The sequence below is a fragment of the Streptomyces sp. T12 genome, from assembly GCF_028736035.1.
Taxonomy (GTDB): domain Bacteria; phylum Actinomycetota; class Actinomycetes; order Streptomycetales; family Streptomycetaceae; genus Streptomyces.
In genome coordinates, this window is the sequence record NZ_CP117866.1 from 9027889 (window position 1) to 9053265 (window position 25377).

24 protein-coding genes and 1 pseudogene are annotated in these 25377 nt (G+C 69.8%); 6 read left to right on the top strand and 19 right to left on the bottom strand.

Annotation, left to right across the window (positions count from 1 at the left end; genetic code table 11):
- Positions 1-50: 50 nt before the first annotated feature.
- The 13 genes from PBV52_RS40545 to PBV52_RS40605 form a co-directional block, all read right to left on the bottom strand.
- Entirely contained in the window at positions 51-1193 is a 1143-nt protein-coding gene (locus PBV52_RS40545; RefSeq protein ID WP_274245755.1) for a hypothetical protein, read from the bottom strand.
- A 375-nt stretch (positions 1194-1568) separates the two neighbouring features.
- Positions 1569-2135, bottom strand: coding sequence for a YbhB/YbcL family Raf kinase inhibitor-like protein (locus PBV52_RS40550; protein ID WP_274245757.1), 567 nt, complete (start codon positions 2133-2135; stop codon positions 1569-1571).
- Positions 2126-2302 (bottom strand): hypothetical protein, encoded by a 177-nt coding sequence (locus tag PBV52_RS40555; RefSeq protein ID WP_274245759.1) that lies wholly within the window; start codon positions 2300-2302, stop codon positions 2126-2128. The genes PBV52_RS40550 and PBV52_RS40555 overlap by 10 nt, the downstream gene beginning before the upstream one ends.
- Before the next feature lie 136 nt (positions 2303-2438).
- Complete coding sequence (locus tag PBV52_RS40560) at positions 2439-3419, bottom strand: aldo/keto reductase (protein ID WP_274245760.1); 981 nt, start codon at positions 3417-3419, stop codon at positions 2439-2441.
- Positions 3420-3441: 22 nt separating this feature from the next.
- The gene (locus PBV52_RS40565; RefSeq protein WP_274245762.1) at positions 3442-4296 is read right to left on the bottom strand and encodes an MBL fold metallo-hydrolase; all 855 of its coding nucleotides are present in this window, start codon (positions 4294-4296) and stop codon (positions 3442-3444) included.
- Positions 4297-4460: 164 nt separating this feature from the next.
- Positions 4461-5567, bottom strand: coding sequence for a zinc-binding dehydrogenase (locus PBV52_RS40570; protein WP_274245764.1), 1107 nt, complete (start codon positions 5565-5567; stop codon positions 4461-4463).
- Positions 5568-5666: 99 nt separating this feature from the next.
- Positions 5667-6686 carry an alcohol dehydrogenase catalytic domain-containing protein gene (locus PBV52_RS40575; protein ID WP_274245766.1) on the bottom strand — a complete coding sequence of 340 codons (1020 nt, stop codon included), beginning with the start codon at positions 6684-6686 and terminating at the stop codon, positions 5667-5669.
- 52 nt (positions 6687-6738) lie between these two features.
- Positions 6739-7815, bottom strand: a complete 1077-nt coding sequence (locus PBV52_RS40580; RefSeq protein ID WP_274245767.1) for a hypothetical protein — start codon at positions 7813-7815, stop codon at positions 6739-6741.
- Positions 7812-8333, bottom strand: a complete 522-nt coding sequence (locus PBV52_RS40585; protein ID WP_274245769.1) for an HtaA domain-containing protein — start codon at positions 8331-8333, stop codon at positions 7812-7814. The genes PBV52_RS40580 and PBV52_RS40585 overlap by 4 nt, the downstream gene beginning before the upstream one ends.
- Positions 8330-9622 carry an NAD(P)/FAD-dependent oxidoreductase gene (locus tag PBV52_RS40590; RefSeq protein ID WP_274245771.1) on the bottom strand — a complete coding sequence of 431 codons (1293 nt, stop codon included), beginning with the start codon at positions 9620-9622 and terminating at the stop codon, positions 8330-8332. The genes PBV52_RS40585 and PBV52_RS40590 overlap by 4 nt, the downstream gene beginning before the upstream one ends.
- A 6-nt stretch (positions 9623-9628) precedes the next feature.
- A complete protein-coding gene (locus PBV52_RS40595; RefSeq protein WP_037673461.1) occupies positions 9629-9952 on the bottom strand; it encodes a 2Fe-2S iron-sulfur cluster-binding protein in 324 nt (107 codons plus the stop codon).
- A 5-nt stretch (positions 9953-9957) separates the two neighbouring features.
- A complete protein-coding gene (locus PBV52_RS40600) occupies positions 9958-11220 on the bottom strand; it encodes a cytochrome P450 (protein ID WP_274245773.1) in 1263 nt (420 codons plus the stop codon).
- A gap of 31 nt (positions 11221-11251) precedes the next feature.
- Positions 11252-12547, bottom strand: a complete 1296-nt coding sequence (locus PBV52_RS40605; protein WP_274245775.1) for an alpha/beta fold hydrolase — start codon at positions 12545-12547, stop codon at positions 11252-11254.
- A 212-nt stretch (positions 12548-12759) separates the two neighbouring features.
- Here PBV52_RS40605 and PBV52_RS40610 point away from each other — a divergent pair, with 212 nt between their 5' ends.
- Entirely contained in the window at positions 12760-13461 is a 702-nt protein-coding gene (locus PBV52_RS40610) for a TetR/AcrR family transcriptional regulator (RefSeq protein ID WP_274245777.1), read from the top strand.
- 16 nt (positions 13462-13477) lie between these two features.
- Here the strand turns inward: PBV52_RS40610 and PBV52_RS40615 are convergent, their stop codons facing one another.
- The 5 genes and pseudogenes from PBV52_RS40615 to PBV52_RS40635 form a co-directional block, all read right to left on the bottom strand.
- Positions 13478-14113: a TetR/AcrR family transcriptional regulator gene (locus PBV52_RS40615; protein WP_020276841.1), complete on the bottom strand. Its 636-nt coding sequence runs from the start codon at positions 14111-14113 to the stop codon at positions 13478-13480.
- Positions 14114-14301: 188 nt separating this feature from the next.
- Positions 14302-15846 carry an MFS transporter gene (locus PBV52_RS40620; protein ID WP_274249872.1) on the bottom strand — a complete coding sequence of 515 codons (1545 nt, stop codon included), beginning with the start codon at positions 15844-15846 and terminating at the stop codon, positions 14302-14304.
- 246 nt (positions 15847-16092) lie between these two features.
- Positions 16093-16293 carry a hypothetical protein gene (locus tag PBV52_RS40625; RefSeq protein ID WP_274245780.1) on the bottom strand — a complete coding sequence of 67 codons (201 nt, stop codon included), beginning with the start codon at positions 16291-16293 and terminating at the stop codon, positions 16093-16095.
- Between the two features lie 227 nt (positions 16294-16520).
- On the bottom strand, positions 16521-17051 hold the full coding sequence (locus tag PBV52_RS51475) for a helicase associated domain-containing protein (protein WP_306801463.1): 531 nt from the start codon (positions 17049-17051) through the stop codon (positions 16521-16523).
- Between the two features lie 87 nt (positions 17052-17138).
- Positions 17139-18619: pseudogene (locus tag PBV52_RS40635) on the bottom strand (thiamine pyrophosphate-dependent enzyme).
- Between the two features lie 245 nt (positions 18620-18864).
- Between PBV52_RS40635 and PBV52_RS40640 the strand changes: the two are divergent.
- Positions 18865-19656 (top strand): RNA polymerase sigma factor SigF, encoded by a 792-nt coding sequence (locus PBV52_RS40640; RefSeq protein WP_274245782.1) that lies wholly within the window; start codon positions 18865-18867, stop codon positions 19654-19656.
- A gap of 38 nt (positions 19657-19694) precedes the next feature.
- Here PBV52_RS40640 and PBV52_RS40645 read toward each other — a convergent pair whose 3' ends face one another.
- Positions 19695-20822: a PAS domain-containing protein gene (locus PBV52_RS40645; protein ID WP_274245784.1), complete on the bottom strand. Its 1128-nt coding sequence runs from the start codon at positions 20820-20822 to the stop codon at positions 19695-19697.
- 129 nt (positions 20823-20951) lie between these two features.
- On the opposite strand from PBV52_RS40645, the gene PBV52_RS40650 reads away from it, so the two are divergent.
- The 4 genes from PBV52_RS40650 (at position 20952) to PBV52_RS40665 (ending at position 25333) form a co-directional block, all read left to right on the top strand.
- Positions 20952-21668, top strand: a complete 717-nt coding sequence (locus PBV52_RS40650; RefSeq protein ID WP_274245786.1) for an ANTAR domain-containing response regulator — start codon at positions 20952-20954, stop codon at positions 21666-21668.
- 209 nt (positions 21669-21877) lie between these two features.
- Complete coding sequence (locus tag PBV52_RS40655; protein WP_274245788.1) at positions 21878-22789, top strand: hypothetical protein; 912 nt, start codon at positions 21878-21880, stop codon at positions 22787-22789.
- A 232-nt stretch (positions 22790-23021) separates the two neighbouring features.
- A complete protein-coding gene (locus PBV52_RS40660; protein WP_274245790.1) occupies positions 23022-24269 on the top strand; it encodes an aminotransferase class I/II-fold pyridoxal phosphate-dependent enzyme in 1248 nt (415 codons plus the stop codon).
- A complete protein-coding gene (locus tag PBV52_RS40665; RefSeq protein ID WP_274245792.1) occupies positions 24266-25333 on the top strand; it encodes an MBL fold metallo-hydrolase in 1068 nt (355 codons plus the stop codon). The genes PBV52_RS40660 and PBV52_RS40665 overlap by 4 nt, the downstream gene beginning before the upstream one ends.
- Positions 25334-25377 lie beyond the last annotated feature (44 nt).

Genomic DNA, 25377 nt, shown 5'->3' on the forward strand with positions numbered 1-25377 from the left:
CTGAACTCTTCTCTGCATAGAAGGAAGTAGCAACCCTCGCGCGGAACAGTTCAGTGCGCAGACCACGATCGCACCGGGCCGCCCACGGCACCAGCGGCTCTCGAGTCAGACTGGGGTCCAGTGCCCTTCTCGTCCAGCCATTCCAGCCCCCACAGCGTCAACGCCCTGGCGGCAGATTCCGGAACGCGATCGTGGAACTTCCGCCGGGCTTCGGTCACCGAGGCCACGCTCAGTCCTTCCCAGCCTCCGGCGTAGACAGGGGAGTCACGGGCTGGGCTGCCTGTGAGGGCTTCCCAGATCCACGCTGCGGCGTGGCGTTGCCGCTGGCGAGTAACGCCCATCCGTACTGGACGGAAGATCGAGAACAGGCTGTCATAAGGGACTTCGAGAAGTTCGGATAGCGCTCTCCGGCGAGCGGCGTAGTCAATGGCTCCTCGTTTCCGCAATAGATCGGCCAAAGTGCGAATTCCGCTCCAAAAAGCCTGAGAGTCAGGGATTCGCTGGGTAGTTTTCCCCCAATTTCCTTTGCGGCGCTGTGGGGCGTCTAGCGAGTCTTCGGCTTGGGCCCAAGTCTCTGCCCCGGCCAGGCGAGCGAGCGCGAGGGAGCAGAAGTGCCTGCCGATGACAGGTGTGGTTCCGGGAAGGTGAACGGCCATGACGTTGCGGTAGTCATCAGCGTCTATCAGATTCGGAATATGCCGGAACTCCAGGGCGACGGATGATCCAGTGGGAACGGCGCCGGCGATTCGTCTCTGGTGGGGAACGATCGCCGTCATCATGCGATGTAGTCCCGCCGGGTGCTGGATGCCGCGCAGCGGGTTGCGGCCACTGTGCCTGGTTTGCCGTTCTGCGGCCAACCTGCGCGCCCAAGGAGCAAGATGGCGTGCGCCAGCACCCCAGTCGGAGGCGTTCAGGATGGGTTCCGCGAGTGTGAGAGCGGCGGCAGCTTCGGACGCGGTGCCCGGCATCGCGCTGGCCCCACCGGGTACTGCGCGAGGGCTGAGTGCGCGCTGTGTGCGGACGGCGGCGAATGTGTCCGCGGCGAACCCGGGAAGTTCCGCGAGTTCGTCATCGTGGACGACCAGTCGCGCAGCTGCCGTCAGGTAGCGCAGAGCATCGAACCATTCGGCGCCGGAGACAGGCTCGCCGGCCAGCCGGGCCGCACCGCCGTCGGCAATGGCGAGCGCGCGCACTTGCAGATCAACCAACGCATGTGGGACCGAGAGAGTGGGGATGTCTGCGATCCGCTGGCGGCATACTTCCGGCTGGCTCGCTGCCACCGGGTTCGGCGAGCGGTTTCCGCATTCCTGCGTGTCCCGTGCGTAATGGGTCCCTGTAGGGAGACCTGTAGGCTTCTTGTTCCCGCCTCCGGCCAGACTCCTGAATTCGGGATGTATCTGGCCGGGGTGGGGGAAAATGCGCGATTAGTGGATGTCTCGTTAGAGGAGACCAAAAAAATCCAAGAAGTCGGCCCACAACGACGAAGACATCGCTTCGCCGCCGGGGCCAGCCGATCATCAGCGGTGGCGAACGCTCGAGAAGGCTTGATATTCGCCTGTTTCGGCATGTCAGGGTCGATCGTAGAAGCCGTCAATCCGTGCGCGGGCCAATGCCTGACCAGCCTCCAGGACAGCCTTCGGCTTCGCCGAGGCCACCGGTTTGCCTGCCACTGTGGAGATTGGTTCGGCGAGTGCGAACAGCTGGAACGCATAGCGGTGCGGGCCATGACCTTTGATCGGTGCCGGGCCCTGATAGCCGCGCCCTTGGCTCGACCGCAAGATCTGCACGCCCGCGTCGAGCGCGCTCGAATCAAGTGCGTTGCACGGTAGCTCGGTCACTGCGGGGTCCAGCAGTGCCGCCGCGTGCACCAGCGGGCTTCGCAGCGGTACGTCGGGATCTTCGACCACGAGCAGCAACTGCGCGGTCTCGGCCGGTGGCAGCGCCCAGGCCAGCGCCGGCGAAAGATTCTGCCCGCCGAGTCTCTTCACCACATGCCGAACAGGAAGCGTGGTTTCGTGGTCGAAATTGGGACTGGTGATGTCGAAGGTGGCCGCAGCGGCCAGATTCGATCGGTGCCAGGCCAGGGTCTGTTCACCGGCGCGCCGATTGACAAGCAGTTTGCCGATCAGAGACATCGCACTCCGTCGGTGTCGGTCGAGGCAGCATCACCCGCGATGACAGTGCCGTCGAGCAACCTCAGCGCGCGGGTGCCATCGGCGGAGTCGGCCACGGCGACCTCGGTCAGCACCTGGCCATCGGCCGGATCGAACATCGGAAACGTGCGTCCGTCGATGGCCAGCACCTGTTCACCACCACAGCCCGGTCGGAACCGATGCGATGACTGTGTCCCTGTCGGGCATATCTTCTTCTCCTGGTCGGATGATCACCGAATGGATGGTGTTGTGGTGCGCGGCCCGGCGGGGCAGCGGCGGGAGGACTCAGATGATTCCGTTGCGGACCAAGGTGTTCGCCGCTTCGAGCTTGGTGATCTCCTCGGTGGTGAGTTCGAGTTCGAGACCGGCGACGGCGTCGTCGATATGGCGTTCCTTCGTGGCACCCACAATCGGCGCGGCCACCGGGGATTTATTCGCCACCCAGGACACCGCGACCTGCGCCATCGGCACCCCGCGAGCCTCGGCGACTTCCTGCACAGCGGTCACGACCCGCTTGTGCGATTCCTCGTCGCGGGTATACAGCTGTGGAGACAGTGTGTCGTTGGCTTCACGCCCGGACCCTTCCGAGCCCCACGGCCGGGTGAGCCGTCCGCGTGCGAGCGGGCTCCAGGGCAGAATTCCCATGCCTGTGGCTTCGGCATAGGGCGCGACCTCGCGTTCCAGCTCCCGCGCCAGCAAGTTGTAGTGCAGCTGATTCGACACGAACTTGGTCCACCCGTGTCGGTCTGCCGCGTTCTGCATGAGCGCGAGCTGCCACATCAGGAGATTGCATGCGCCTATATAGCGGGCTTTGCCAGCCTTGACCACGTCGTGCAGTGCTTCCATCGTCTCTTCGTTCGGTGTATTCGGATCGAAAGCATGGATTTGATAAAGGTCGACGTAGTCGGTACCGAGGCGGCGCAGCGAGGCGTCGATCTCGTGCATGATGGCGACCCGGCTCAGGCCGGAGCCGTTGCGAGACGGGCGCTGATGCCCGTACACCTTCGTCGCGATCTGGAACTCTTCGCGCGGACCCAACTCTCTGGTCAGCGTGCCCAGGATTTCCTCACTTGTGCCGCTGGAATATACGTTGGAGGTGTCGAAGGTCGTGATACCCGCCTCGTAGGCGCGGCGGACGAACGGACGGGCCTCATCGAGGCCGATGGTCCACGACGGGTAGCCCTGCTCGGGGTCACCGTAGGTCATCATGCCCAGGATGACGCCGCTCATCTCCAGGCCGCTCTGGCCCAGTCGGACAGTTTTCACCTGTGATTCCTTTCATGTGCGTTCAGTTCGTGTGGATTCGGTTGCTCGGGATCGGCTGCCACTGCCGTGAGCCCTGCTTGTCACGGATGATGCGGCCGCCCTGGGTCCCCGGGAAGTGTGCGCCGAGACCGATAGCTCCGGTACGTTCCATCTCTTGCGCGAGCCGGTCGCGGGCCCTGGCCGCCGCGGCGCGATCTTCGTCCAGGCGGTCGGTCCACCCATCCTCGACCAGGAGTACGGGGTGATGCGCGGTGTCCCCCAGCAGCAATACTCGTGCTTCGCCGGTCTCGATCTCGCCGACGCAGTTGCCGGGCGTGTGACCGGCGAACAGCCGCAGCGCGACCGAATCCGCGATCTCCGTTCGCTCCCCCTCGGCTAGGCGGAGAAGGTCGGAAACGGCATGGATGGTATCGGTCACCCGGGCCGTGGCAGGGTTGCTGCCGGGATCAGCACGCATCCAGTCGTAATCAGCGCGGTGGCAGTGGTGCCGGGCGTGAGTGAAGATCGGTTCACCCGCAGGAGCGACCCAGCCGACGTGGTCCAAGTGCAGGTGGGTGAGCACGACATCGGTGATCTGCTCGGGTGTGACGCCAAGATCGGCGAGCGAGTCGAACAGCTTTCCGCGCGTTTCGACGATATCGATGCTCGGTCCCAGTCCCGCGTCGACCAGGATCGTCCGGTCTCCCGATCGCAGCAGGAAACCGCCCATCGGCATGATCCAGCCCGCCCCGTCGAACCACGGCGGCGCGGTCTGCCAATCTTGGCCCGCGCCGGGCGGCGGGTCGAAGAATTCGCCCGGCGGTACGGGATGCTGAGCATCGAGTACGGGATCGATGCTGGTAACGACCACAAGGTCCTCCTCGGCGTTGTGTGTCATGCACCGTGGGCGCCGGCAGTCGGCGGTGCAGCGGCGACGGCACGGGCTTGGACGGCCTCATCGGTTCGCAGATCGTCCCCGCGGTGATGTCGTCACGGTTTTGTCGGGTGCAGTGCTGCGGGACCTCCGTGCCCGCGACGAGGGGTGGAGCCGGATGAGAGGGCTCAGAAGGTGAAGACGGTTCGCAGGCCGGTGCCCGACTTCAGGTCGGCGATGGCCTCGTTGATCTCGGCCAGGGGACGACGCCGGGTGATGAGCTCGTCGAGCTTGAGGGTCCCTTCGAGGTACTCGCGCACCAGAACGGGGAAGTCGCGGGCCGAGTAGCCGCTGCCCATCAGCGAGCCGGTGATCACCTTCTCCTGGAGGATGATGTCGGCGATGTTGTCAAGGGCGAGTGCGGAGGAGCTGGGCGCCATGCCCAGGAGGACCGCGGTTCCGCCCGGGCGGATTGCGGAGACGGCCTGCACCATGCAGTCCGTCAGACCGGTGCTCTCGAACGTGAAGTGGGCGCCGAAGGGGCCGGTGACGGCGCGGACGGCGTCGGGTACCTGCACGTGGCGGGCGTCGATGACGTGGGTCGCGCCGAACGCGGTCGCGGCCGCCAGCTTCTCCTCACTGACGTCGACCGCGATCACGCTGCCGGCGCCCGCCCGTCGTGCCGCCTGGACGATGTTCAGGCCCACTCCGCCGCAGCCGAGGACCGCGACGTGGTCGCCGGGCCGTACCGTGACCCGGTTGCGGACGGCACCCACTCCCGTGGAGACCGCGCAGCCGATGAGGCACGCGAGGTCCAGCGGCATGGCCTTGTCGATGGCGATGGCGCATTCCGCGGGCACGATCGTCTCCTCGGTGAACGTGCCGAGGGGGCCGAAGGGGGTCACCGGGGTGCCGTCGACCGACAGGGCGGGGCCGTTCCCCGTGCGCGGGTCCGCCAGCTGAAGGCTCCGCAGGCACAACGAGGGATGATCGTCCGTACAGAACTCGCACGTGCCATCGTGCCCCAAGGCGGAGAGGATCACGTGGTCGCCGACGGCGGGGCCCAAGACGCCCGGGCCGACCTCGGTCACCACGCCGGCGCCCTCGTGTCCGGCGACCGCCGGTGGCGGCATGGTCATGCTGGCGACGCCGCCGTAGAGGGCCTGCACGTCCGTGTGGCACAGGCCGGCGGCGGCCATCCGGACACGGACTTCTCCAGCACCTGGCGGCCGGACGTCGACCTCGATGAATTCGACGGGGCCGTCTGCCTTTAATTGCACGGCTGCCTTGGTCATGTCTGTTTCCTTTCGTGTTGCTGATGTTGCTGATGTTGCTGGTGATCTCGTCGGCTGGAGTGCCCCGCTCCCGGCAGCGCGGGAGCGCGGCGGGAGGGTTCAGGGCCGCAGAATGGTCTTGACGAAGTCGCGTGCCATGAACGACTGGTAGGTCTCGGCGGCGGCGGACAGGGGGGCTTCGTGGTCGATGACGATGCCCGGCTCGATCCTCCCCGCGGTGATCATGGTGGTGAGGTTGTCGTTGGCCGCGTACGGGTTGCCGGTGACCGGCACGATGGTCACCTGGCGTCCGAACAGGTTCTGCGCGGTGACCGGCAGGTCGCCGTCGAGCAGGACACCGACGAGACCGACGGTGCCGCCGAGGGCCACACACGCCAGGGCGGTGCTGATCGCAGGGATGGCGCCGACGGCGTCGATGGCCACGTCGACGCCGTTCCCACCGGTCAGTTCGAGAACGCGTTCGGCGGCACTCTCACCGCCGGGCACCGGCACCGCGCCGAGCTTCTCCGCCTGCTTCAGGCGACGCTGGTCCAGGTCCACGAGGTAGACGGCGGCCGCGCCGCGGGCGAGGGCCAGTTGCGCGATGAGGAGGCCGACCGGGCCGGAGCCGACGACGCCCACGGTCGCACCGCTCTGGAAGCGGGTCTTGACGAGCGCCTCCCAGGCGGTGGGGAGGATGTCGGTGAGGACGAGCGCGTCCTGGTCGGACACGGAGGCGTCGAGTTCGCTGAGTGTGAAGTCGGCGCGCGGGACGCGGACGTACTCGGCCTGGCCTCCGTCGAGGATGCCTCCGCCGAAGAGCCGGTATTCGGCGCACCGGGGCTGGTTCGCGGTGCGGCAGGGTTTGCACCGTCCGCAGGCGACGAACATCTTCGACAGCACCCGCTGCCCCTCGGTCACATGGTGTACCTGGGTGCCCGTCTCGACGACGGTGCCGATGAACTCGTGCCCCAGCGTGAGGGTGGGCGGCAGGAACGGGTGCCGGACGAAGTGCAGATCCGTCCCGCACACGGCGGCCGCGCTCACCTTGACGATCACGTCATCGGGTTCCACGACAGTGGGCTTGGGAGCATCCGTCACTTCGACGGTGCCATTGCCCTGGGTAACGACAGCGAGCATTCCTGGTTCCTTTGCCGACGCACGTCCGTCTTTGGCCGTGCGAATCAATGCGTCAGGCGGGGGTGGTGCCGACGCTCGTGGAGCGCAGGGCGTGCTCGATGTAGGACAGTTCCATCACGTGCTCGGCCGTCTTCCAGTACAGGTCGAGCATTCCGGGCCTCGGGGTCGCGAACGACGACGGTGCCCAGGCGCCGTCGTGGCGCTGGCGCTGTACGAACCACTCGCCCATCCGGACCGTCCAGGGGAGGTGGCCGCCGTCCGGGTCGGCCGTGAGCATGGCGGCGGCGCCCCAGCCGAACTTGCAGATCTGCACCGACGTCGGGTCGTCGTACTGCTCCTCGGTGCCGCCTGTGGTGAGGGCGAGGTACTCACGGCCCAGCCGGAGCGCGGAGGCGTCGCTGGTCTGTCGTGCGTATCCGGCGAGGAAGGCGGCGGCGATGCCGGGGTGGAAGTACGCCTGCCGGGGCGCCCGGAAGTCGACCACGCGGAGGAAGGCCGTCTCGTCCGGGAAGTCGGTGACCAGGGTGTCGCCGCGGCGGCTGGTGAACAGCCGGTGGGGCAGGTCGGGCTGGTCGGCGAGGTTGCGATTCAGCCACCGGTGGACGCCGTCGGCGGTGTGACGGTCACCGGTGACCAGCGCGGAGAAGCCCAGTTGGGCGGTCTTGAGGTTGTCCTCCAGGGGGTCCTGCGCGAAGTCGCGGAGGTCGTAGGCTCCGCCGGTGCCGGGGTTCTGGAAGCGTGCGAGCGTGGTGTTGATCGCGGTCGCGGTGTCGTAGCGGCCGAGCAGCCAGGAGGCGATCGCGAGGGGGGAGAGGTGGTAGACGGGGCTGGTGCCGCCGGGGGCGTCGTAGGGGCCGGAGCGGAGGTCGCCTTCGTCGGTGAGGGCCTCGCGTTCGGCCCAGCCCATCATCGCGGCGGCGGCGTCCGGGGCTCCGCCGACGCACAGGGCCCAAGGGGCGCGCCACCACGAGTTGGCGGTCTCGGCGCCTTCGGGGCGGCCGTCGTCGGCAATGCGGTCGCGCAGCCAAGCCACCCCTTTGGCCCGTGCCTGGCTGATCCGGGTCAGCAGGTCGGGGGTGGGTTCGGTCGGCCAGGGGGCCGTTTCCGTGTCCGACGCGAGGGTCGTCATGGTGTCTTCTCCAGGGCGGTTGTGGAGGACGGAGTGAGGAGGAGGGTCAGGTCGTCGAACGGTTCATCCACGGGGTAGACCCCGTTGAAGAGTTCGGATCCCTGAGCAGTCAGCCGGACGTGCGTGCCGAGGCAAAAGTCGGCGTGGTCCGTCGGATCGGCGGTCCGCAGGTGGAGGGTGGTCAGGGGGATGCGCTCGGGTGACTGGCCGGGCGGTGCCGCGATGGTCAGGGTTCCCGCGCCGCCGGTGACGGACAGCCAGGGGTCGGCGATGCGGAGGAAGAGCAGCCCGTAGTGGGCGGCGAAGCGTACGTCTCCCCGGAACTTCAGCAGGCCGGTGACCGTACCGGCGTCGAATGCCGACGCATCGTCCGGGCTGAAGAGGAACATGTGCTCGTCGACGACCGAGGCGCCGTCGGTGACCGAGCAGCGGCCCTCTGGAGAGCGGGCGATGTAGCGCAGGAACGGGACTTTGACGCTCCACCGCAGTCCGGGCAGGGCGGTCGGGCCGGCGGTCATGCCACTGCCTGCCGGGGATCGTCGGCGATGAGCTTCTTCAACGGCACCGTGGTGTCAGTGGCCGCTTCGGGCGGGATGGTCCGGCCCACGGCCAAGGCGGAGCGTACGGCGAGGAAGTCGGCCGGCCGGTTGACGAAGTCACCGGCGACCAGATGTCCGCCGCGGTAGTAGAGGACGGCGAACTTCTCCGTGTCCGGCTCACCGCGTACGACGTACCGGTCATGGCCGGTCGACAGGCCGGCGACCTGGAGTTTGAGGTCGTACTGGTCGGACCAGAACCAGGGCACGGCCCAGTAGGGGACCGGCCTGTCGGCGAGCAGGGCGGCGGCGGTCTTCGCCTGTTCGATGGCGGTGTTCACCGACTCGAAGCGGATCCGGGCCGGGCCGTCGGGGAGGTCCACCGGCGGGGGGCAGGCGACGCAGTCGCCCGCGGCGACCGTGGTGCCGTCGGAGGCGAGGCCGTACTCGTTGACGACGATGCCGTTGTCGACGGTCAGTCCGAGCTGCTCGGCGAGTTCGGTGCGGGGCACGGCGCCGATCCCGACGACCACCAGATCGGCCGTCAGCACGCTGCCGTCGGGGAGTTCGGCGCCACGGACGCGCCCGTGACCGTCGTCCAGGAGGCGTACGGGCGGCGCTCCGAGGCGCACTCGCACCCCGCGCCGGATGTGGGCGTCGAGGAAGAACTCGCTGGTCGGGACCCCTACGGCACGTTCGAGCAGTCGGTCGTCGGCGAGGGCGACGGTGACCTCGCAGCCGAGCCCCCGGGCACTGGCCGCGACTTCGAGTCCGATGAAGCCACCGCCGATGACCAGGACGTCGACCGCCTCTGCCAAGGCCGCACGCAGGGCGAGCGCGTCGTCGGCGTCCCGGAGGTAGTGGACGCCGGCCAGATCGGCACCGGGGACGGGCAGCCGGCGCGGGCGGGCGCCCACGGTGAGCGCGAGCCGGTCGAACGCGAAGCTACGGCCGGAGTGCGCGTACGCGACCCCCGCACCGCCGTCGCCCCGGTCGACCCGGATGATGCGTTCCCCGAGCACCAGCCGGATGCCGTGGTCGGCGTAGAACGCCTCCGATCGCAGTGCGATCGCGTCGGGCGACGTCTCCGCGTGCAGGAGGGTCTTGGAGAGCGGTGGACGCTGGTAGGGCGCGTGCCGTTCGGCGCCGACCACGGTGATCGGGGCCGTGTAGCCGTACTCGCGGAGGGAACAGGCCAGCTGGATGCCGGCCTGACAGGCGCCCACCACGAGCACGCCGGTGTCGCGCGGGGCGACGGCGGTGCTGTTCACGACGTGCTACTCCTGGGCTTCCGGGGTGGTCACGCGCAGATCGCCGAGCTCTTCGGAGAGCTTGATCTGGCAGGACAGCCGGGAGTTGGGGCAGCGGTCGACGACCGTGCCGTCGAGCATCTCGTCCTCCAGGCCACTGACCGGTTCCAGCCGATCCAGGTCGGCTTCGTCCACGAAGACGTGACAGGTGGCGCAGGACAGGACGCCGCCGCATTCGCCGGTGATGCCGGGGACGCCGTTGCGGACTGCAGTCTGCATCACAGAGTCGCCGACCAGGCCGTCGACGACGCGGACCTCACCGGCGTCGGACACATAAGTGACCTTGGGCATGTTCGTCACACCTCCGTCGGGGTCGAAGTGGGAGTGAAGGTCGCGGGGACCGAGATGTAGCCGTGCGCGCCCCCGATGCTCGGGTAGCCGACCACGGCGTCCGGGTCGATGTGCAGGCCGGGCAGCCGGGTGAGGATCGTCTCCAGCGTGGCGTCGAGTTCGGCCTTGGCCAGGGGCGAGCCGAGGCAGCGGTGGTGTCCGGTGCTGAAGGAGACGTGGTCGCGCGCGTTGTCCCGCTCCAGGTCGAGCCGGTCCGGGTCGGGGAACTTCAGCGGGTCGCGGTTGGCGCCGGCCAGCCACATGTAGACGCTCTCCCCACGGGCGATCGGCTGCCCGAGGATCTCGGTGTCCCGTACGGCGGTACGGGCGATGCCGGTCCCCGGTGGCCAGAACCGCAGGAATTCCTCGATGGCGTTCTTCCGGTACGCGGCGTCCGTGCGCACCCGCTCCGCCTGGTCCGGGTGCTGAGTGAGATGGATCAGCGCACTCGCGGTCGCGGCGGTAGTGGTGTCGAAGCCACCGAAGACCAGCGCGTTCACCATGCTCTCGGCCACCTCGAGACCGAGCGGTTCGCCCTGCACCGTACCGGTGGCCAGGGCCGAGAGGACGTCACCGGCCGGGTTCTGGCTGCGGGCGGCCAGCATGTCGCGGAAGCGGACCCGGAGCCGTGCCTGTGCCTCGTGCGGGTAGCGGGGATCGTCCGGCAGCAGGTACACACCCTCGTGCGCGGCGTAGGCGGCGTCGTGCCAGTCGTCGGCGTCGTATCCGAGGACGCAGAGCGTGGTGCGTGCCGTGGTCGGGATGATCACGTCGTCGATCAGCTCGGCTTGCCCCCGCCCCGCCACCTTGTCGAGGGCCTCGTCGAGGTACTGCCGGGCGACGGGAGCCCACTGGCGCAGGGCTTTCGGGGTGAAGAACGGCGCTTCGATGCGGCGGCGTTCGGTGTGCAGCGGCGGGTCGGACTCCCCGAGGTGCAGCCGGTAGGGCATCTGGGGGATGAGCTGGCCCTTGCCGCCGTTCTCGGTGCCGGTCAGGTCGTTGACGGAGGTGAAGGTCTCCCAGTCGGAGCCGATGCGCTGCACCTCCTCCCACGAGGCCACCACCCAGTAGCCGCCGTGGTGTTCGGTCCAGGCGATGGGGCTGCCGGTGGCGTGGAACCGGGCGGCGAGTTGCTTCCAGGTGTCGCGGTAGGCGGGCGAGTGGTGGTCGAAGTCGATGACCGGCCTGCCGGTGGCCGACCGCCGGACGAGGTCGTGGGTGACACTCATGTCGTACGGGCCTTTCTTCGCGGGAGCGGCATCAGGACTGGCCGGCGGAGGCAGCTTTGGCGATGACCTCGTCGAGGATCGGGACGATGGCGTCGCCGAACCCGATTGGGTCGTCGCAGGGGGCGAAGTGCCCGAGCCCGGCGACCTTGATGAACTTGGCGCCGGGGATGAACTTCTCCACGGCCGGGCCGCCGTTGACGTCGTCGTCGCTGGCCGGGTCGTACTCGCCGGTGACGACGTAGACGGGCTTCGCGTGGGCGTCGATCTTGTGCCCGTTCTCCTTGAGGTCGTGCTCGTAGGCGAAGTAGTCGTTGTCGCCCGCGTAGATGCCGGGGAACGCCGAGCGGTAGATCCAGTACGTCTCGTGCGCGTTCGGCTCGGGTGCCTGGGGCGCGGTCGCACCGAAGTTGAGCGCGGGGGCGTAGCTGTCGGCGATCGACGGGGTACGGAACATGTCGTTGGAGAAGCCGTCGAACAGCGGCGGGTTGCCGTACCAGCCGTTGAGGGAGATGAACGCGCCGAAGCGGTCGCCGCGTTCGGCCGCGAGGTCGAGGGCGAGCTGGCCGCCGACCGAGCAGCCCATGAAGTACGGGTTGTCCAGGCCCAGGGTGTCGGCGATCGCGACCACCCAGTTGATCAGGCCGTCGCGGCCGGGGCGGTAGGTCTCCTCCCACCAGCGCACCCCGATCGGAGGCAGCGACTTGCCGTGGTAGGGCAGGTCGTAGGCGTACATCGTGAAGCGTCCCTGCATCCGCGGGTCGGCCAGCAGGTGGCGGTATTGGCGGCCGTCGGCGCCTGCGGTCGCCTGCAGCAGCAGCGGGATCGGGCCGTGGCCGGAGGTCTCGTAGTAAATCCGTGCCTCCTGGCCGTTCGCGGAGACGTAGACGTACCGTCCGACGGCGTTGTCCGTCTCGCGGAAGGGGTCCTGGAAGGGCTTGCGGACCGGCGCGCCGGCCACCGTCTCGCGCACCACCTGGTACAGGCGGGCCCAGCCGCTCTGCCAGGGGGCGACGGTGCCGCCGAAGTCGCCGACGATCCTCAGACCGCGGGTCATGCCGACGACGCAGCTCTCGTAGCCGGCCGGGGGGACAGCAGCGGAGAACGCGGTCGACCAGAACTCGGCCGGCGCGGAGAAGGTCACATCGGCGGCGAGGTCCGCGTGCACCTCCTCGGCCCTGGCGGGGACACCGTCCTCGACCACCAGGTCGAACGCCCCCTCGGGCAGATCGAACCGGACGCGGCCGGAGTAGGTGCGCAGCTTGTAGGCCAGTTCCTTGTCGGAACCGGCCGCCGCGAGGATCTTCTGTCGATCGACGAGAGCAGTCATGGGAGCCCGCTTCCTTGCGTGCCGGGAGGGGAGAGAAGCGGCCGACGGGCCATGCCGTACGGCCGTCCATTTCGTGTCACACTGTGACTCGAAGTCGGTGTCACCGTATGACACGAACCTGGGTGTGGCAAGAGGTGGGGAAACGTGATGGAAATCAATGGCGGTCGAACGCCTGAACAGTCGCCTGTCGCCGGATTCGCTAGCCTGGCCCGGTGAGGGACGAGAGCTGGGCCACCGGAGCGAGCGCCGCGCTGCTCGCCGCCGTACAAGGAGTCGCGGCGGTCACCGAGGAGCGGCGCGGAACGACCCTGCGCGACACCAGGAGCATCGCGCGCAGGCTCGGCACGAGCGCAGTCGCGCTCTTCGCCCAACGGGGCTTCGACGACGTGAAGGTCAGCGAGATCGCCGCGCACGCGGGGGTCACGTCACGGACGTTCTTCCGGTACTTCCCGTCGAAGGAAACCGTGATCCTCGACATCTGGGACCAGACGAACGCACGTCTCATGGAGCTGATCGAGACGGTGGGGCAACCCGAGGCCGAGGTGCTGCCGACGCTCACCGAAGCCGTCGTGGCCTGGTGTCGCGAATACGGGGACCTATTCCGCGCCCTGGCTCCGATGACCGAGCAGTCCGAGACCCTCATGGCGGCTGTCAACCTCCGCACTGTCGTCTGGGAGGACCATCTCGCGGACGCGCTGCGTGTGCGGTACCCGGAACTCGACGAGATGGACGCCAAGGTGTGGAGTTCCACGACGATGGCCCTGCTCCGCCTCTTCCAACGCAACGCCGTCGCCCACGGCCTCAGTTACGCGGAGGCCGCCCAGGACGTCTTCGACCGGCTCGCCGCCCTGACGTCAAGGGGCTCGTCGCATCGGATGACAGCCGGCTCCCGTCGCCCCAGCGACATCGCCTGACGCCTCGACTCCGAGCTCAGCCCTCCCGCCAGTGACGGTCGAGGGGCTCGTTCAAGATCTGCAGGGCCTGCTCACGCAGCCGGGCCAGATCCTCCGCCGTGCCCTGGGGAAGAGCCGCCCAGCGGTGATGGGCGGCGCGCAGGGCCGTGCCGACCGCGCCGACGGCGAGAAAGGGGCGCAGGTCGGTGTCCGGGTCCACACCCTCGCGCTCGGCGAGCTTGCGCGCGAGACGGTCCTCGATCGACAGGAGGCGCTGGAAATAGGCGGCTAGCAGCGGCGGGGAGTTCTCCAGCAGCCACACGATGCGCGTCCACAGTTCGCCGGTGCCGTCGTCGGCCTCCATCAGCTGCTCCACGACGGTACGGGCCGCGTTGGCGAACGCGGTGACCGGCGGCTCCTCGGCCGGGCGTGCCTCCAGGGCGGGAAAGATGGCCTCGTCGGCCTCGGTGATCAGGGCCAGGGCGACCTCGTCCTTGGTCGCGAAGTAGCGGAAGAAGGTGCGGGGAGCAACCTCGGCGGCTTCGGCGATCTCGGCGACGGTGGTCTCGTCGTAACCGCGTTCCACGAACAGGGTTACGGCGGTCGAGATGATCGCATACCGGGTGCGCATCTTCTTGCGCTCCCGCAGACCGGGCTTCGCCTCAGCCGTCATGTCGTCCTGCCTCCGCTCTTTCCGCTGGAAGTCTGCCACAGGGCAGAAGGAGAGGCCGGGGCCCGCCGTCCCCACGAGGGCCCCGGCCGAGCGGGGAGTGTTTCGTGGCCCTCCGTCCGGCACCGCTCAAAGCCGGGCGGCGCGCTCCCCGCGCCTGCGGGCGGACCGCCGGCCCGCCTGGCAGGACGTCAGATGTGCACGGCGGCGCCTTCGACCTTGCGGCCCTGCTTGGTCAGCAGGCCGATCGCGGCGCCCACGAGGGCGACGACGCCGGCGACGACGAACGCGAGATGCATGCCGTCCATGAAGGCGCTGTGCGTGATGTTCGTGATGACCTCGGCGACGGGCGCCGGGGTCTTGGGGGCGACCGGGGCGACGCCGACGGAGACCGCCTCCTTGGCCTGGGCGAGCTGCTCGCCGCTGAGGGGCGGCAGGTGGGCGGCCGACCAGCGTTCGGCGAAGACGTCGTTGAGCTTGGCCGTCATCACCGCGCCCAGGACCGCGGTGCCGAGGGTACCGCCGACCTGCATGGCGGTGGACTGCAGACCGCCGGCCACACCGGCCAGCTCGACCTCGGCGTTGCCGACGATGACCTCGGTGGCGCCGACCATGATCGGGGCCAGGCCGAGGCCCAGCATGCCGAACCACACCAGGGTGTCGTTGGCGCCCGAACCGGTGTTGAGGCCGGCGAGACCGAACAGGGCTCCGGCCGTCAGGAGCATGCCGGCGACCATCGGCGGCCGCGGACCGAACCGATTGATGAGCGCGCCGGCCAGCGGTGCGCCGACAACCATCAGGCCCGTGAGGGGAAGCATCCGCACGGCGGCGTCGACGGCGCTCATGCCGTGCACGTTCTGCAGGTAGAAGGTCATGTAGAACATGGCCCCGAACAGACAGAACGACAGCATCAGCATCAGTACAACGCCCGCCGACAGGGGCAGGGAGCGGAACAGTCGCAGCGGCAGAAGCGGCTCCTTCGTGCGGCGCTCACGCAGCACGAACAGCAGGCCCACGACCAGGGTGGCGCCGAGGAAGCCAAGGGTCCTGGTGTCGCCCCAGCCGTAGTCGGGGGCCTTGATCAGGGCCCACACCAGCAGGAACAGGGTGCCGGACAGCAGCACGATCCCGGGGACGTCGAAGGACTTGGAGTTCTGGTCGCGCTCGGTGTCCTTCAGGAACAGCAGACCCATGACGACGGCGACGATGCCGACGGGCACGTTGATGTAGAAGCAGGACTCCCAGTTCACGTGCTCGACCAGCAGACCGCCGACGATCGGGCCGGCCGCGGTGGACGCGGCGACCACCGCGCCCCAGATGCCGATCGCGGAGTTCAGCTTCTCGGCCGGGAACGTGGAGCGGATGATGCCGAGCGCGGTCGGCTGGAGCATCGCGCCGAACAAGCCCTGCACCACGCGCAGGCCGATCATGACCTTGATGTCGTCGGTCAGGCCGATGCCGGCGGAGGAGGCGACGAAGCCGACCGCACCTATCAGGAAGATCTTCGTGTGCCCGAAGCGGTCGCCGAGCTTGCCGACGGTGATCAGGCTGACCGCGAGGGCCAGCAGGTAGGCGTTGGTCACCCACTGGATGTCGGACAGTGACGCGGCCAGGTCCTTCTGGATGGCCGGGCTGGCGATGGCGACGATCGTCCCGTCCAGCGCGACGAGCATCACGCCGAGCGCGACGGCCAGCAACGACAGCCACGGATGGCCACGCAGTCGGCGGATGCCCAGGGCTGCTGGGACCGGCTTCTGGGCGGGAGCTTCGGCAACGGTGGACTTGCTCACGGTGAGGGTTCTCCTGAACTCACGGTTCGATCGGATGAACCCACGTTATGGCATCAAGTGCCATGTGGCAGTCAAGTGCCAAGTTAATTCCAAGTGACATATGGCACGTGGCGTCGGCAGCTGGTAGGAGGCTCGACGGCTGTCCGCGGCCCGTTCCCCGACTCCAGCCCGGCAGTTGTCGGAGTGGAGCTCTCAAGCCGGATTAACGGATGTCGAACCGGCCTGGTCTGCCCGCTCAGAGGTATCCGGCGCAGTCAGGAGAACCGCTGTGCGGCGGATGGGGTGGAGGGGGTCGTTGGTGTGCTGGGCTTCGTTGAGGATGCGGTTCAGGCGCAGGCGGCCGGTCTGGTGGCCGTAGGGGCGCAGGGTTTTGGTGATCGCTTGGATCGACACCAGGCTGGGTGGAGGGCAGCGGGCTGGAGGGGCCAGTGCCCCGAGGTGAACGCGTCGTCGCGGGGCGGCACGGCGGAACTGGGCCGGCCCCGCATGCAGGCGGCTACGGCCGTAGACGCGTGAACTCGCTTGACAGCGGCCACAGTTCCCCAAGCGGCCCATGTGCACCCGCCGCGCGTGCACTGCCACGGCCCGGGCTGACTCCCCGCTGACTCAGGCCCGTCCGTTCACCGTGTGCGAGGCCGACGCCCACCACGGCCCAGCTGACCCCTTTCCCCGACTCGCTGCCAGCGCATACCAACAGCGGACAGCTCCTCCACTCGTTCGGGAGCAAGACTCGCTTTGCGAGTACGGGCGTTGGCGATGAACACACCGAGGGCCAGCTCCGCCCCGTCAACAGTTTCGATGTGCGATCGAGGTACGTTCAGTTGCCCCTCCCGGGTGCGGTACTGGCGGGACGCCGCCAAGTTCGCCTCCCATTTCTGCGCCCGGCTGCGCCGCGGAGAGACCGCGGGGACGGGCGGTCGCTCCGGAAGAGGCTCGATGCCCAGCACCTCGCCGAGCAGCCACTGCTGCACACCGCTGGGGACTGTGGTCGGCGCGGTGCACCGCAGGGAGACACAGGATGTGCGTGGTGTGAGGCCATTCGCCACTGCTCCTCGGGCCGCAGGCCGGATCTGGGGTGCGCTGCAGCGCTGCTGGCCGGGGACAGCTGACCCGGACACGTGGCGGGACGTTGGGACCTTCAGCCACACCACGATGCTAGGTATGGCACTGAACAGTTCACCGCGCTACTGAACTGACCGCTGAACTGTTTCGTGCGCAACTGAACTCTTCAGTGCCGTTCAACAGGGTCGGTGGTGCTTCTTGTCCCGCCCCGGCAAGAACTCCTGCACCTTCGCCTTGAACCCCTGCCTGACCATCGACCCCCGGTCCGCGTCCCCCTTCAGGATCGACGACGCCGTCGCCTCCAGGCCCGCGCGCCAGCCCGCCTCGACGTCCTCGGGCTTCTCCACCCGGATGCCGGTCAGGCCGAGGGAGCGGGCGAAGGCGGCGTCCTGGACGTCGGGGAGCTCCTGCGAGGGCACGAAGGACGGGGCGCCCTCCATAGCGCGCATCTCCCAGGTGACCTGGTTGAGGTCGTGGTTGTTCCAGATGCCGACGACCAGGCGCGGATCCTCCCACAGGTCCTTGTACTTCGCCGCCGTGATCAGCTCCGCCAGGCCGTTCATCTGCATCGCCCCGTCGCCGACCAGCGCGATCGCCGGGCGGTCCGGGTGGGCGAACTTGGCGCCGATCGCATACGGCACCCCGCAGCCCATCGTCGCCGGCGTCCCGGACAGCGACGAGCGCATGCCGGGGCGCAGCGTCAGGTGGCGGGCGTACCAGTTGGCCGCCGAGCCCGAGTCGGAGCTGATGATGGCGTTGCCGGGATCAACCGCTCCAGCGTCGCCTTCGCGTCGCCGACGAGATTCACCTCGTACGGATAGCGCATCCCGACCATGTGCGGGTCGATGTCGATCTGCACGCCCCGCGCCTTGCCGAAGTCGGGCAGGAACTGCGTGTACGGGAAGGAGGACCCGATGGTCAGCAGGGTGTCGCAGTCCCGCATCAGCTCGTACGACGGGCGGGTGCCCAGCAGGCCTATCGAGCCGGTGACGTACGGCAGTTCGTCGCTCAGGGCGTCCTTGCCGAGCAGCGCCTTGGCCACGCCGGGCGCCCAGCAGTTCGGCGATCCGCTCCACCTCGGCCCGCGCGCCGGACGCACCCTGGCCGATCAGGATCGCCACCTTGTCACCGGTGTTGAGGATTTCGGCGGCCCTGCGGATCGAGTCGTCCGAGGGGATCGCCGTCCAACTGCTGCGGTCCAGTCTGGAGGGCACCATCTTGAACTCGTGCGTCGGCGGCGAGTAGTCGAACTCCTGGACGTCGCCGGGGATGATGATCGCCGTGGGGGCGCGGCGCGCGTACGCGGTGCGCATCGCCCGGTCCAGGACGTTCGGCAGCTGCTCGGGGACCGTCACCGTCTCCACGAAGTCCGAGGCGACGTCCTTGAACAGCGTGTGCAGGTCCACCTCCTGCTGGTACGAGCCGCCCATCGCGGTGCGGTGCGTCTGGCCGACGGCCTGGAACGCGGACATCTCCTCGTGCCGGGACTGGATGCTGTGATTTTCCGGGGACACCCCGGACCCCGGCGGGGCTGGTTCTCGGCCCGGCCCCAGGCGGCGAGCAGGCCGTTGATGCCGTCGCCGGGACAGCCGAAGACGTGCTCCACACCCCACTCGCGCAGGCGCTGCAGGACGTGGTCGGCGACCTTGGTGCTCATGCGGGACCTCCTGGGCTCCGTGGGACTGCGCGACACCGCTCCGAGTGACCCTGCGGGCCGGTGGAAAACCTGTGCCGGTGTTTGCGGGCCGGGGGTGGGGGCAGGCGAAGAAACAGTGCTTCGGACAGGAGGCACGTCCGTGGGAGCGGGGATTCCCGCCACGGGTGTGCCCCGCTGCGGTGCGCGTCCGCACTCCCATGGTGACCGTCCAAGCCAGAGCACAACCAAGGGAGTTGCGACGCACGATGCCCACTTCAGTGAGCGCGAAGCACCACCCGCACGACGACGCCCCCGACACCGCGGAGGACTTCCGCACACTCGTCGCGCTGCCCGAGGGCCAGCAGCGCGACACCCTCCGCGACAAGATCGTCGAGGCCTGGCTGCCCATGGCCGACCGGCTCGCCGGGCGGTTCCGCAGCCGCGGCGAGAGCTTCGACGACCTGCGGCAGGTCGCCGCCCTCGGGCTGGTCAAGGCCGTCGACCGGTACGACCCCGAGCGCGGCAACGCCTTCGAGAGCTACGCCGTGCCGACCATCACCGGCGAGATCAAGCGGCACTTCCGCGACCACATGTGGACGCTGCATGTGCCGCGCCGGGTGCAGGACCTGCGTAACCGTGTGAGGTTCGCCGTTCAGGATCTGCAGACCGTCTCGGGCCGCAGGCCCACGGTCGGCGAGATCGCCCAGCACGCGGACATGACCGAGGCCGATGTCCGGGTCGGCCTGGAGGCGCTGGAGAGTTTCACCGCGCTGTCCCTGGACGCGGAGTTGCCCGGCAGCGAGGACGGGTACTCGCTGAGCGACGCGCTGGGTTCCGCGGATCCGGCGCTGGACACGGTCGTGGACCGTGAGGCCGTCAAGCCTCGACTGGCGGCGCTGCCGGAGCGTGAGCGGGCCATTTTGTACATGCGGTTCTTCAAGGACATGACCCAGAGCCGGATCGCCGAGCACCTGGGCATCTCGCAGATGCATGTGTCCCGGCTCATCAGCCGGTGCTGCAGCCGGGTGCGGGAACAAGTGCTGAGTGATGTGGTCTGAGAGCCGGGCAGTGCCCTGAGGGGACCCTCAGGGCAACCTCAGGGCGCTGCAGTCGCTGCCAGCGTTATGTGGCGGGACATGGTGTCCATCGCCTTGGCCTCCGCCATCGAGAACGCCAGGCGGGCTCCACATCTGAACAGCGTGAGGACGCCCTGTACGGCCCTGTCGGCCACGAGAGGCACGCACAGCAGTGACGTGACGTTCGCCTGTACCAGGACGGGGGCGCCTTCCCCGTCCCTGCCGAAGGCGTCCGGGTCCTCGGGGCGTATCTGGAGGGACGGGGACCCGGTGCGTGTCGTCTCTGTGGCCAGCGGGCAGGTGGCCGGGTCCTGTTCCGCGAGCGCGGCCGCCTCCTTCTCCGAGGGGGCGAGCACTGCCGTACGGGACATCCGCGCGGCGCCCGTGTCGACGATCACCCAGTCGGCGAAGCGGCCGTGCAGGACCTGGGCCGCCCGCCGGACCACCGCATCCCGGTCGCCCCGCGGTGCCGTGAGGAGGGTGGCGGTCATCTCGTCCTGGAGGTCCGTCAGGGCCACGTGCCGGGTCGTCTCGGCGAGGTCGGGGACCTGGGCCGTCGGCGTGGCGGCCGGGGTCGGCTCGCCGGGCTGCAGCACCACCAGCACGGTGGTGTGCGGCTCCCCGCTCGGGCGTACGGCGGTCAGGGTCGCGTGGACCGGTGTGGACGGGCGCTGCAGGAGGCGCACGGTGAGGCTGCGGTCGCCCTCGCCGCGGGCCACCGCCGCGGCCTGGGAACGGAATGCCGCCCGGTCGGCATGGGCGAGGAATCCGGTCAGGGGACGTCCCGTCGCATAGCCCGCCCGGACGCCGGTGAAGGATGTCGCCGCGAAGTTCAGCCTGCGCACCACCGCCTCCCGGTCCACGAGGGCCACCGGCAGCGGAAACCGCTGGAACACCGCCCGCAGCAGATGGTGCTCCTGCCGGTCGGCGGACGCCGTACGGGGCAGTCCGCCCGAGGAGCCCGTGTAGCCCGAGGACAGCCGCTCGTACCGGGGCCACAACTGGTCGGCGACATGGTCGAGTTCGAAGATGGCCGCGTCCAGGACCGTCGGCAGGTCCCCGCCCGAGAGGGACCGCGCCGCCTTCAGTTCCGCGACGCGGCGCACGAAATCCGCGAGCTCTTCACCGAATTCGTCCGTCTGCGCCATGGGATGAACCTAGCTGGCGGTGAGGTGTTCCGGGGCGGCGGGTGCCAACTGGTTCTCCCTGTTCCTCACTGCCTTCCCTGTTTTCCCCGCGCGGGACCGGGAACGCGCACGGAAGAGGAGGAGTTGAGGATGCCCGCTCACGAACAGGTGGGTCACTGGGGTGACCAGTCCGCCGAAGCCGCCCTGCCGGGGCGCAGGTTGTCCGAGTTGGCCGAACAGGCCGTGCGCTGTACCGCCGACTGCTGCGGAGCGAGCAGCATGGTGGCCGAGGCGGGAGCCGAGCGGCCCGCCGCCGTCACCCATCCCGACCTCGCCGGACTCGTCGCCGTGCAGCTGCGGTCCGGGGACGGCCCCATTCCGGCCGCGCTGGAACGCGGCAGGCCCGTCGACTCGGCCGACCTGCTGCGCGACGAACGCTGGCCGGAGTACCGCGCCATGGCGCTCGACTCGGGCGTGCGCTCCAGCGTCACGCTCCCGTTCCGCCGCTCCGGCCTGACCGTCACGCTCAGCCTGTACAGCTTCCGGCCCGGCGCCCTCGAGGACGCCCCGCACGGGGCCGTGCACGCCCTCGGTGAACTCGCCGCGAGCTGCCTGGTCCGCGACCGCTCCTACCGCGCCGCGCTCGCCGAGCTCGACCACCTGGGCACCGCCCTGCGCTCCCGGCCCGTCGTCGACCAGGCGTGCGGCATCGTCATGCACGTCCTCGGCTGCGACGCCGACGCCGCCTTCGGCGTCCTGCGCCGTATCTCGCAGGGCACCAACCGCAAGCTGTCGGACGTCGCGGCCGGCGTCGTCAGCAGGCGGGGGCGCGGGCTGGAGCGGGACCTGGCAGCGCTGATGAACTGAGGGGGTGAGTTGGCATACCGGACGCGCTGGGGCGGAGTGGGTTCGGAAACCCAACTCACTTCGGCCGCCCCTCCTGCGTCACCCACTCGGCCGTCCCCCGTCCCGCGAATGGTGCCCGGCCGCGCGCGCCCGGGCGTGGGGCGGGCTGTCATGGCTGCGGGGGCACGAACGCCGTACCCCCGCAGCCGTCGGCCGAAGGAGTTCACCCCATGCGCCGCACCGCCCGTGTCCTGTCCGTCGCCGCTCTGGCCGGTGCCGTCGTCGGCAGTGCCGCCTCGGCCGCCTCCGCGGACCCGGCCGCGGAGGTCAGCCCCGGTACCGTCTCCCCGGGCGGCAGCGTCACCGTCACGGTCTCCTGCGACCCCCTCGGCGGGTCCGCGCCGGCCACCCTCGAAGCCACCTCGCAGGCGTTCGAGGAAGGCACCGTCCAGCTGAAACAGGTCCCCGGCCAGGGCGAGAAGGAGGCCGGGGCCGCCTACAGCGGCACCGCCCGCGTCCCTGCGGCCGAGAACTTCGAGGGCGACCCGGACGCGGTCGGATCGGACTCCGCGTCGACGGTCGACGGCACCTGCCCGGCGGCATCCGGAGCGGAGGGCAAGCCGTGGAGCGCGACGTTCACGGTGGCGCGTGACAGTGGCGGCGGCAAGGGCGGCGCCGAAGGGGGCGGGGGTGGCACCGAGGGCGGCACTGGAGACGTCGAGGCAGGCGCGGCGGACACCGAAGGAGGCAAAGACGACGCCGAGAGCGGCGGGAGCGGGGATGCGGGCGGCAGCAGTTCCTGCAGCGAGCAGCACTGGGACAAGGCCGTGCCCTATGGAGACAACGCCGAGCCCTACGCCGACGAGACCGGCCTCTACACGGACAAGGCCGACCCCAACCTCGACCCCAACCTCGACAAGTCCCAACCCGACTCGTACGAAACCGGGCGCCACTCGGGCACCAGCGGGCAGCACTCGGAAGACTGCGGCAGTGAGGCGAACCATCGTGGCGTGGAGGCCGGCGCGGGTGGTGCCTTCACCGACTCCGTCCCTGCCCTGGTCGCCGGGGGCTTCCTGATCGCGGGCGCGTTCGGCGGCGCGGTGTACCGGCTGCGCCGCAAGACGCCCACCGCGGAGGAGTGAGCCGCACGTCACGGCCACCGCGTCCGGACGACCGACGCTGTGACGGGCGCAACCTCAGCGGGCGCCCATGGGGTTGCGCCACGATGGGTACGCAGAGCGGGAGGGTACCCAGCGCACCGTGCGAACCCCTCATCCGTCCGAACCTCAGAACCCGCACCATGGAACACCGACCCTCACGGAGCACCGGACCCCGACGAACCACTACGGCACCAGGCACTGCGCGGAGGCACGGATGCGCCGGACGGACCCCGAAGACCACGGCCCCGTCCGTTTCGGGCCGCCGCTCCCGGACGACGGGCTGCCCGTGCTGCCCGAACTGGCCGCCGTGCTCGCCGCGGCCGCGGGGCGGGCCGAGAGCGAACCGGTCGGCGGCGGCGCCCCGCTCCTGGAGGCCGCGTGCGGTTACTGGGACCGGCGTGGCCTGCCGACCGAGCCCGACCGGGCGGTGGCCGCTCCCGGGGCGCCCGCGCTGCTGCTCGCGCTGACCGCCGCGCTCGGCGGCGACGTCCTGGTGCCGCGGCCCTGCGCCGCCTGGTGGGCGCCGTACGCACGCCTGTTGGGCAGACCCGTCTTCCACGTGGGGACACCGGCCGAGTGCGGTGGTGTCCCGGATCCGTACGCCCTTCTGGAGACCGTCCGCCGGGTCCGTGCGGAGGGCGGTGACCCGCGGCTGCTCGTACTGTCCGTCGCCGACGACCCCACCGCCACCGTGGCCCCGCCCGAAGTGCTGCACGAGACCCTGGAGGCCGCCACCGACGAGGGGCTGCACATCGTCAGCGACGAGACCTGGCGCGACACCGTGCACGCCCCGCACGACACCGTGCTGCTCAGCCCCGCGGAGATGCTGCCCGACCAGGTCACCGTCGTCACCGACCTGTCGGGCGCCCACCTCCCGCCGGGCTGGCCGGCCGCGGTCGCCCGGTTCCCCGCGGGCGAGGTCGGCGACAGCCTCCACGCGCGCGTGCTCGACGTGCTCACCGCGCTGGGCGCCCGCGTCGCCGGCCCGGTCGCCCTCGCGGCCGGGTACGCGCTGGCCGAGCCCGAGCCGGTCACCGCGCGGGTCACCGCCGCCGTACGCCTGCACGCGCGCGTGGCCGGCGCCATGCACGCGGCCGCCGTAGGGGCCGGTGCCCTCGCGCGGCCCCCGCAGGCCGGGCGGCACCTGTACCTCGACCTCGGCCCGTTGCGCGACGGGCTGTCCGCGCACGACGTGGGGGACGCGCACGACCTGGAGGACTTCCTCGCCGGCCGGCTCGGCATGCCCGCGCCGGGCGGGCACCGCTTCGGCGACGACCTCGGCGCGCTGCGCGTACGGCTGTCCACCGGACCGCTGCTGGCCGGCAGCGAGGCGGAACGCGCGGAATGCATCACCTCACCCTCGCCGTTGGAACTGCCGCATGTGCAACGCGCGTTGATCCACGTGAAGTCGGTCTTCGACGATCTCCGCGACGACGCTCAGCGATGGGAGCCTCCTCGATGACGCAGCAGTCCGAGTCAGCCATGTCGACCACGCCGCGTACGACGCCCCGGAACACCGGCGCTCCGGTGGCCCCGTCCCCCTTCGCGCCCACGTTCCGGCCGCTCGCCGCACCCCGCCCGCTGGGTGAACGCCGGGTGTGGCCGCGGACCTTCCACGACCGTCTCACCGCCCCGCTGCCCGGCATCAAGACCCTCGCCCGCTTCGCCCGCGAGGGCGCCGTACGCCCCGGCCGCGAGGGCCTCGCCGACATCCCGCGGCTGCCCTTCGCACCGGCCCCGCTGCCCCGCGTGGACGCGCGCACGGTCGCCGTCTCCTGGGCGGGGCACGCCAGTTGGGTCGTGCGGATCGGCGGACTGACCGTCCTCACCGACCCTGTCTGGTCGCGCCGCATCCTCGGCACCCCGACCCGCATCACGCCCGTCGGCATCGCCTGGAGCGCCCTGCCGCGCGTCGACGCGGTCGTCATCAGCCACAACCACTACGACCACCTGGACGCCCCCACGCTGCGCCGACTCCCGCGCGACACCCCCGTGTTCGTGCCGGCCGGCCTCGCGGGCTGGTTCCATCGCCGCCGGTTCACCCAGGTCACCGAGCTGGACTGGTGGGAGGCGGCCGAACTGTCCGGCGTCCGCTTCGACTTCGTGCCTGCCCACCACTGGTCCAAGCGCACCCTGACCGACACCTGCCGCAGCCTGTGGGGCGGTTGGGTGCTCACTGCCTCCGACGGACAGCGCGTGTACTTCGCGGGCGACACAGGGTACGGCCACTGGTTCGGCCGCATCGGCGAGCGCTACCCCGACATCGACGTCGCCCTGCTCCCCATCGGCGCCTACGACCCCCGCTGGTGGCTCAGCGACGTCCACTGCGACCCGGAGGAGGCGGTCCGCGCCGCCCAGGACCTCGGCGCGCGACGGATGGCGCCGATGCACTGGGCCACGTTCGTGCTGTCGGCGGAGCCGGTCCTGGAACCGCTCACGCGCGTGCGTGCGGCGTGGGAGAAGGCGGGGCTGGACCGGGAGGACCTGTGGGACCTGCCGGTGGGAGCCTCGCGCGTACTGGAGTAGGACCGCACACAGGACGTGGACGTATCCGGGGCGCGCACGGGACC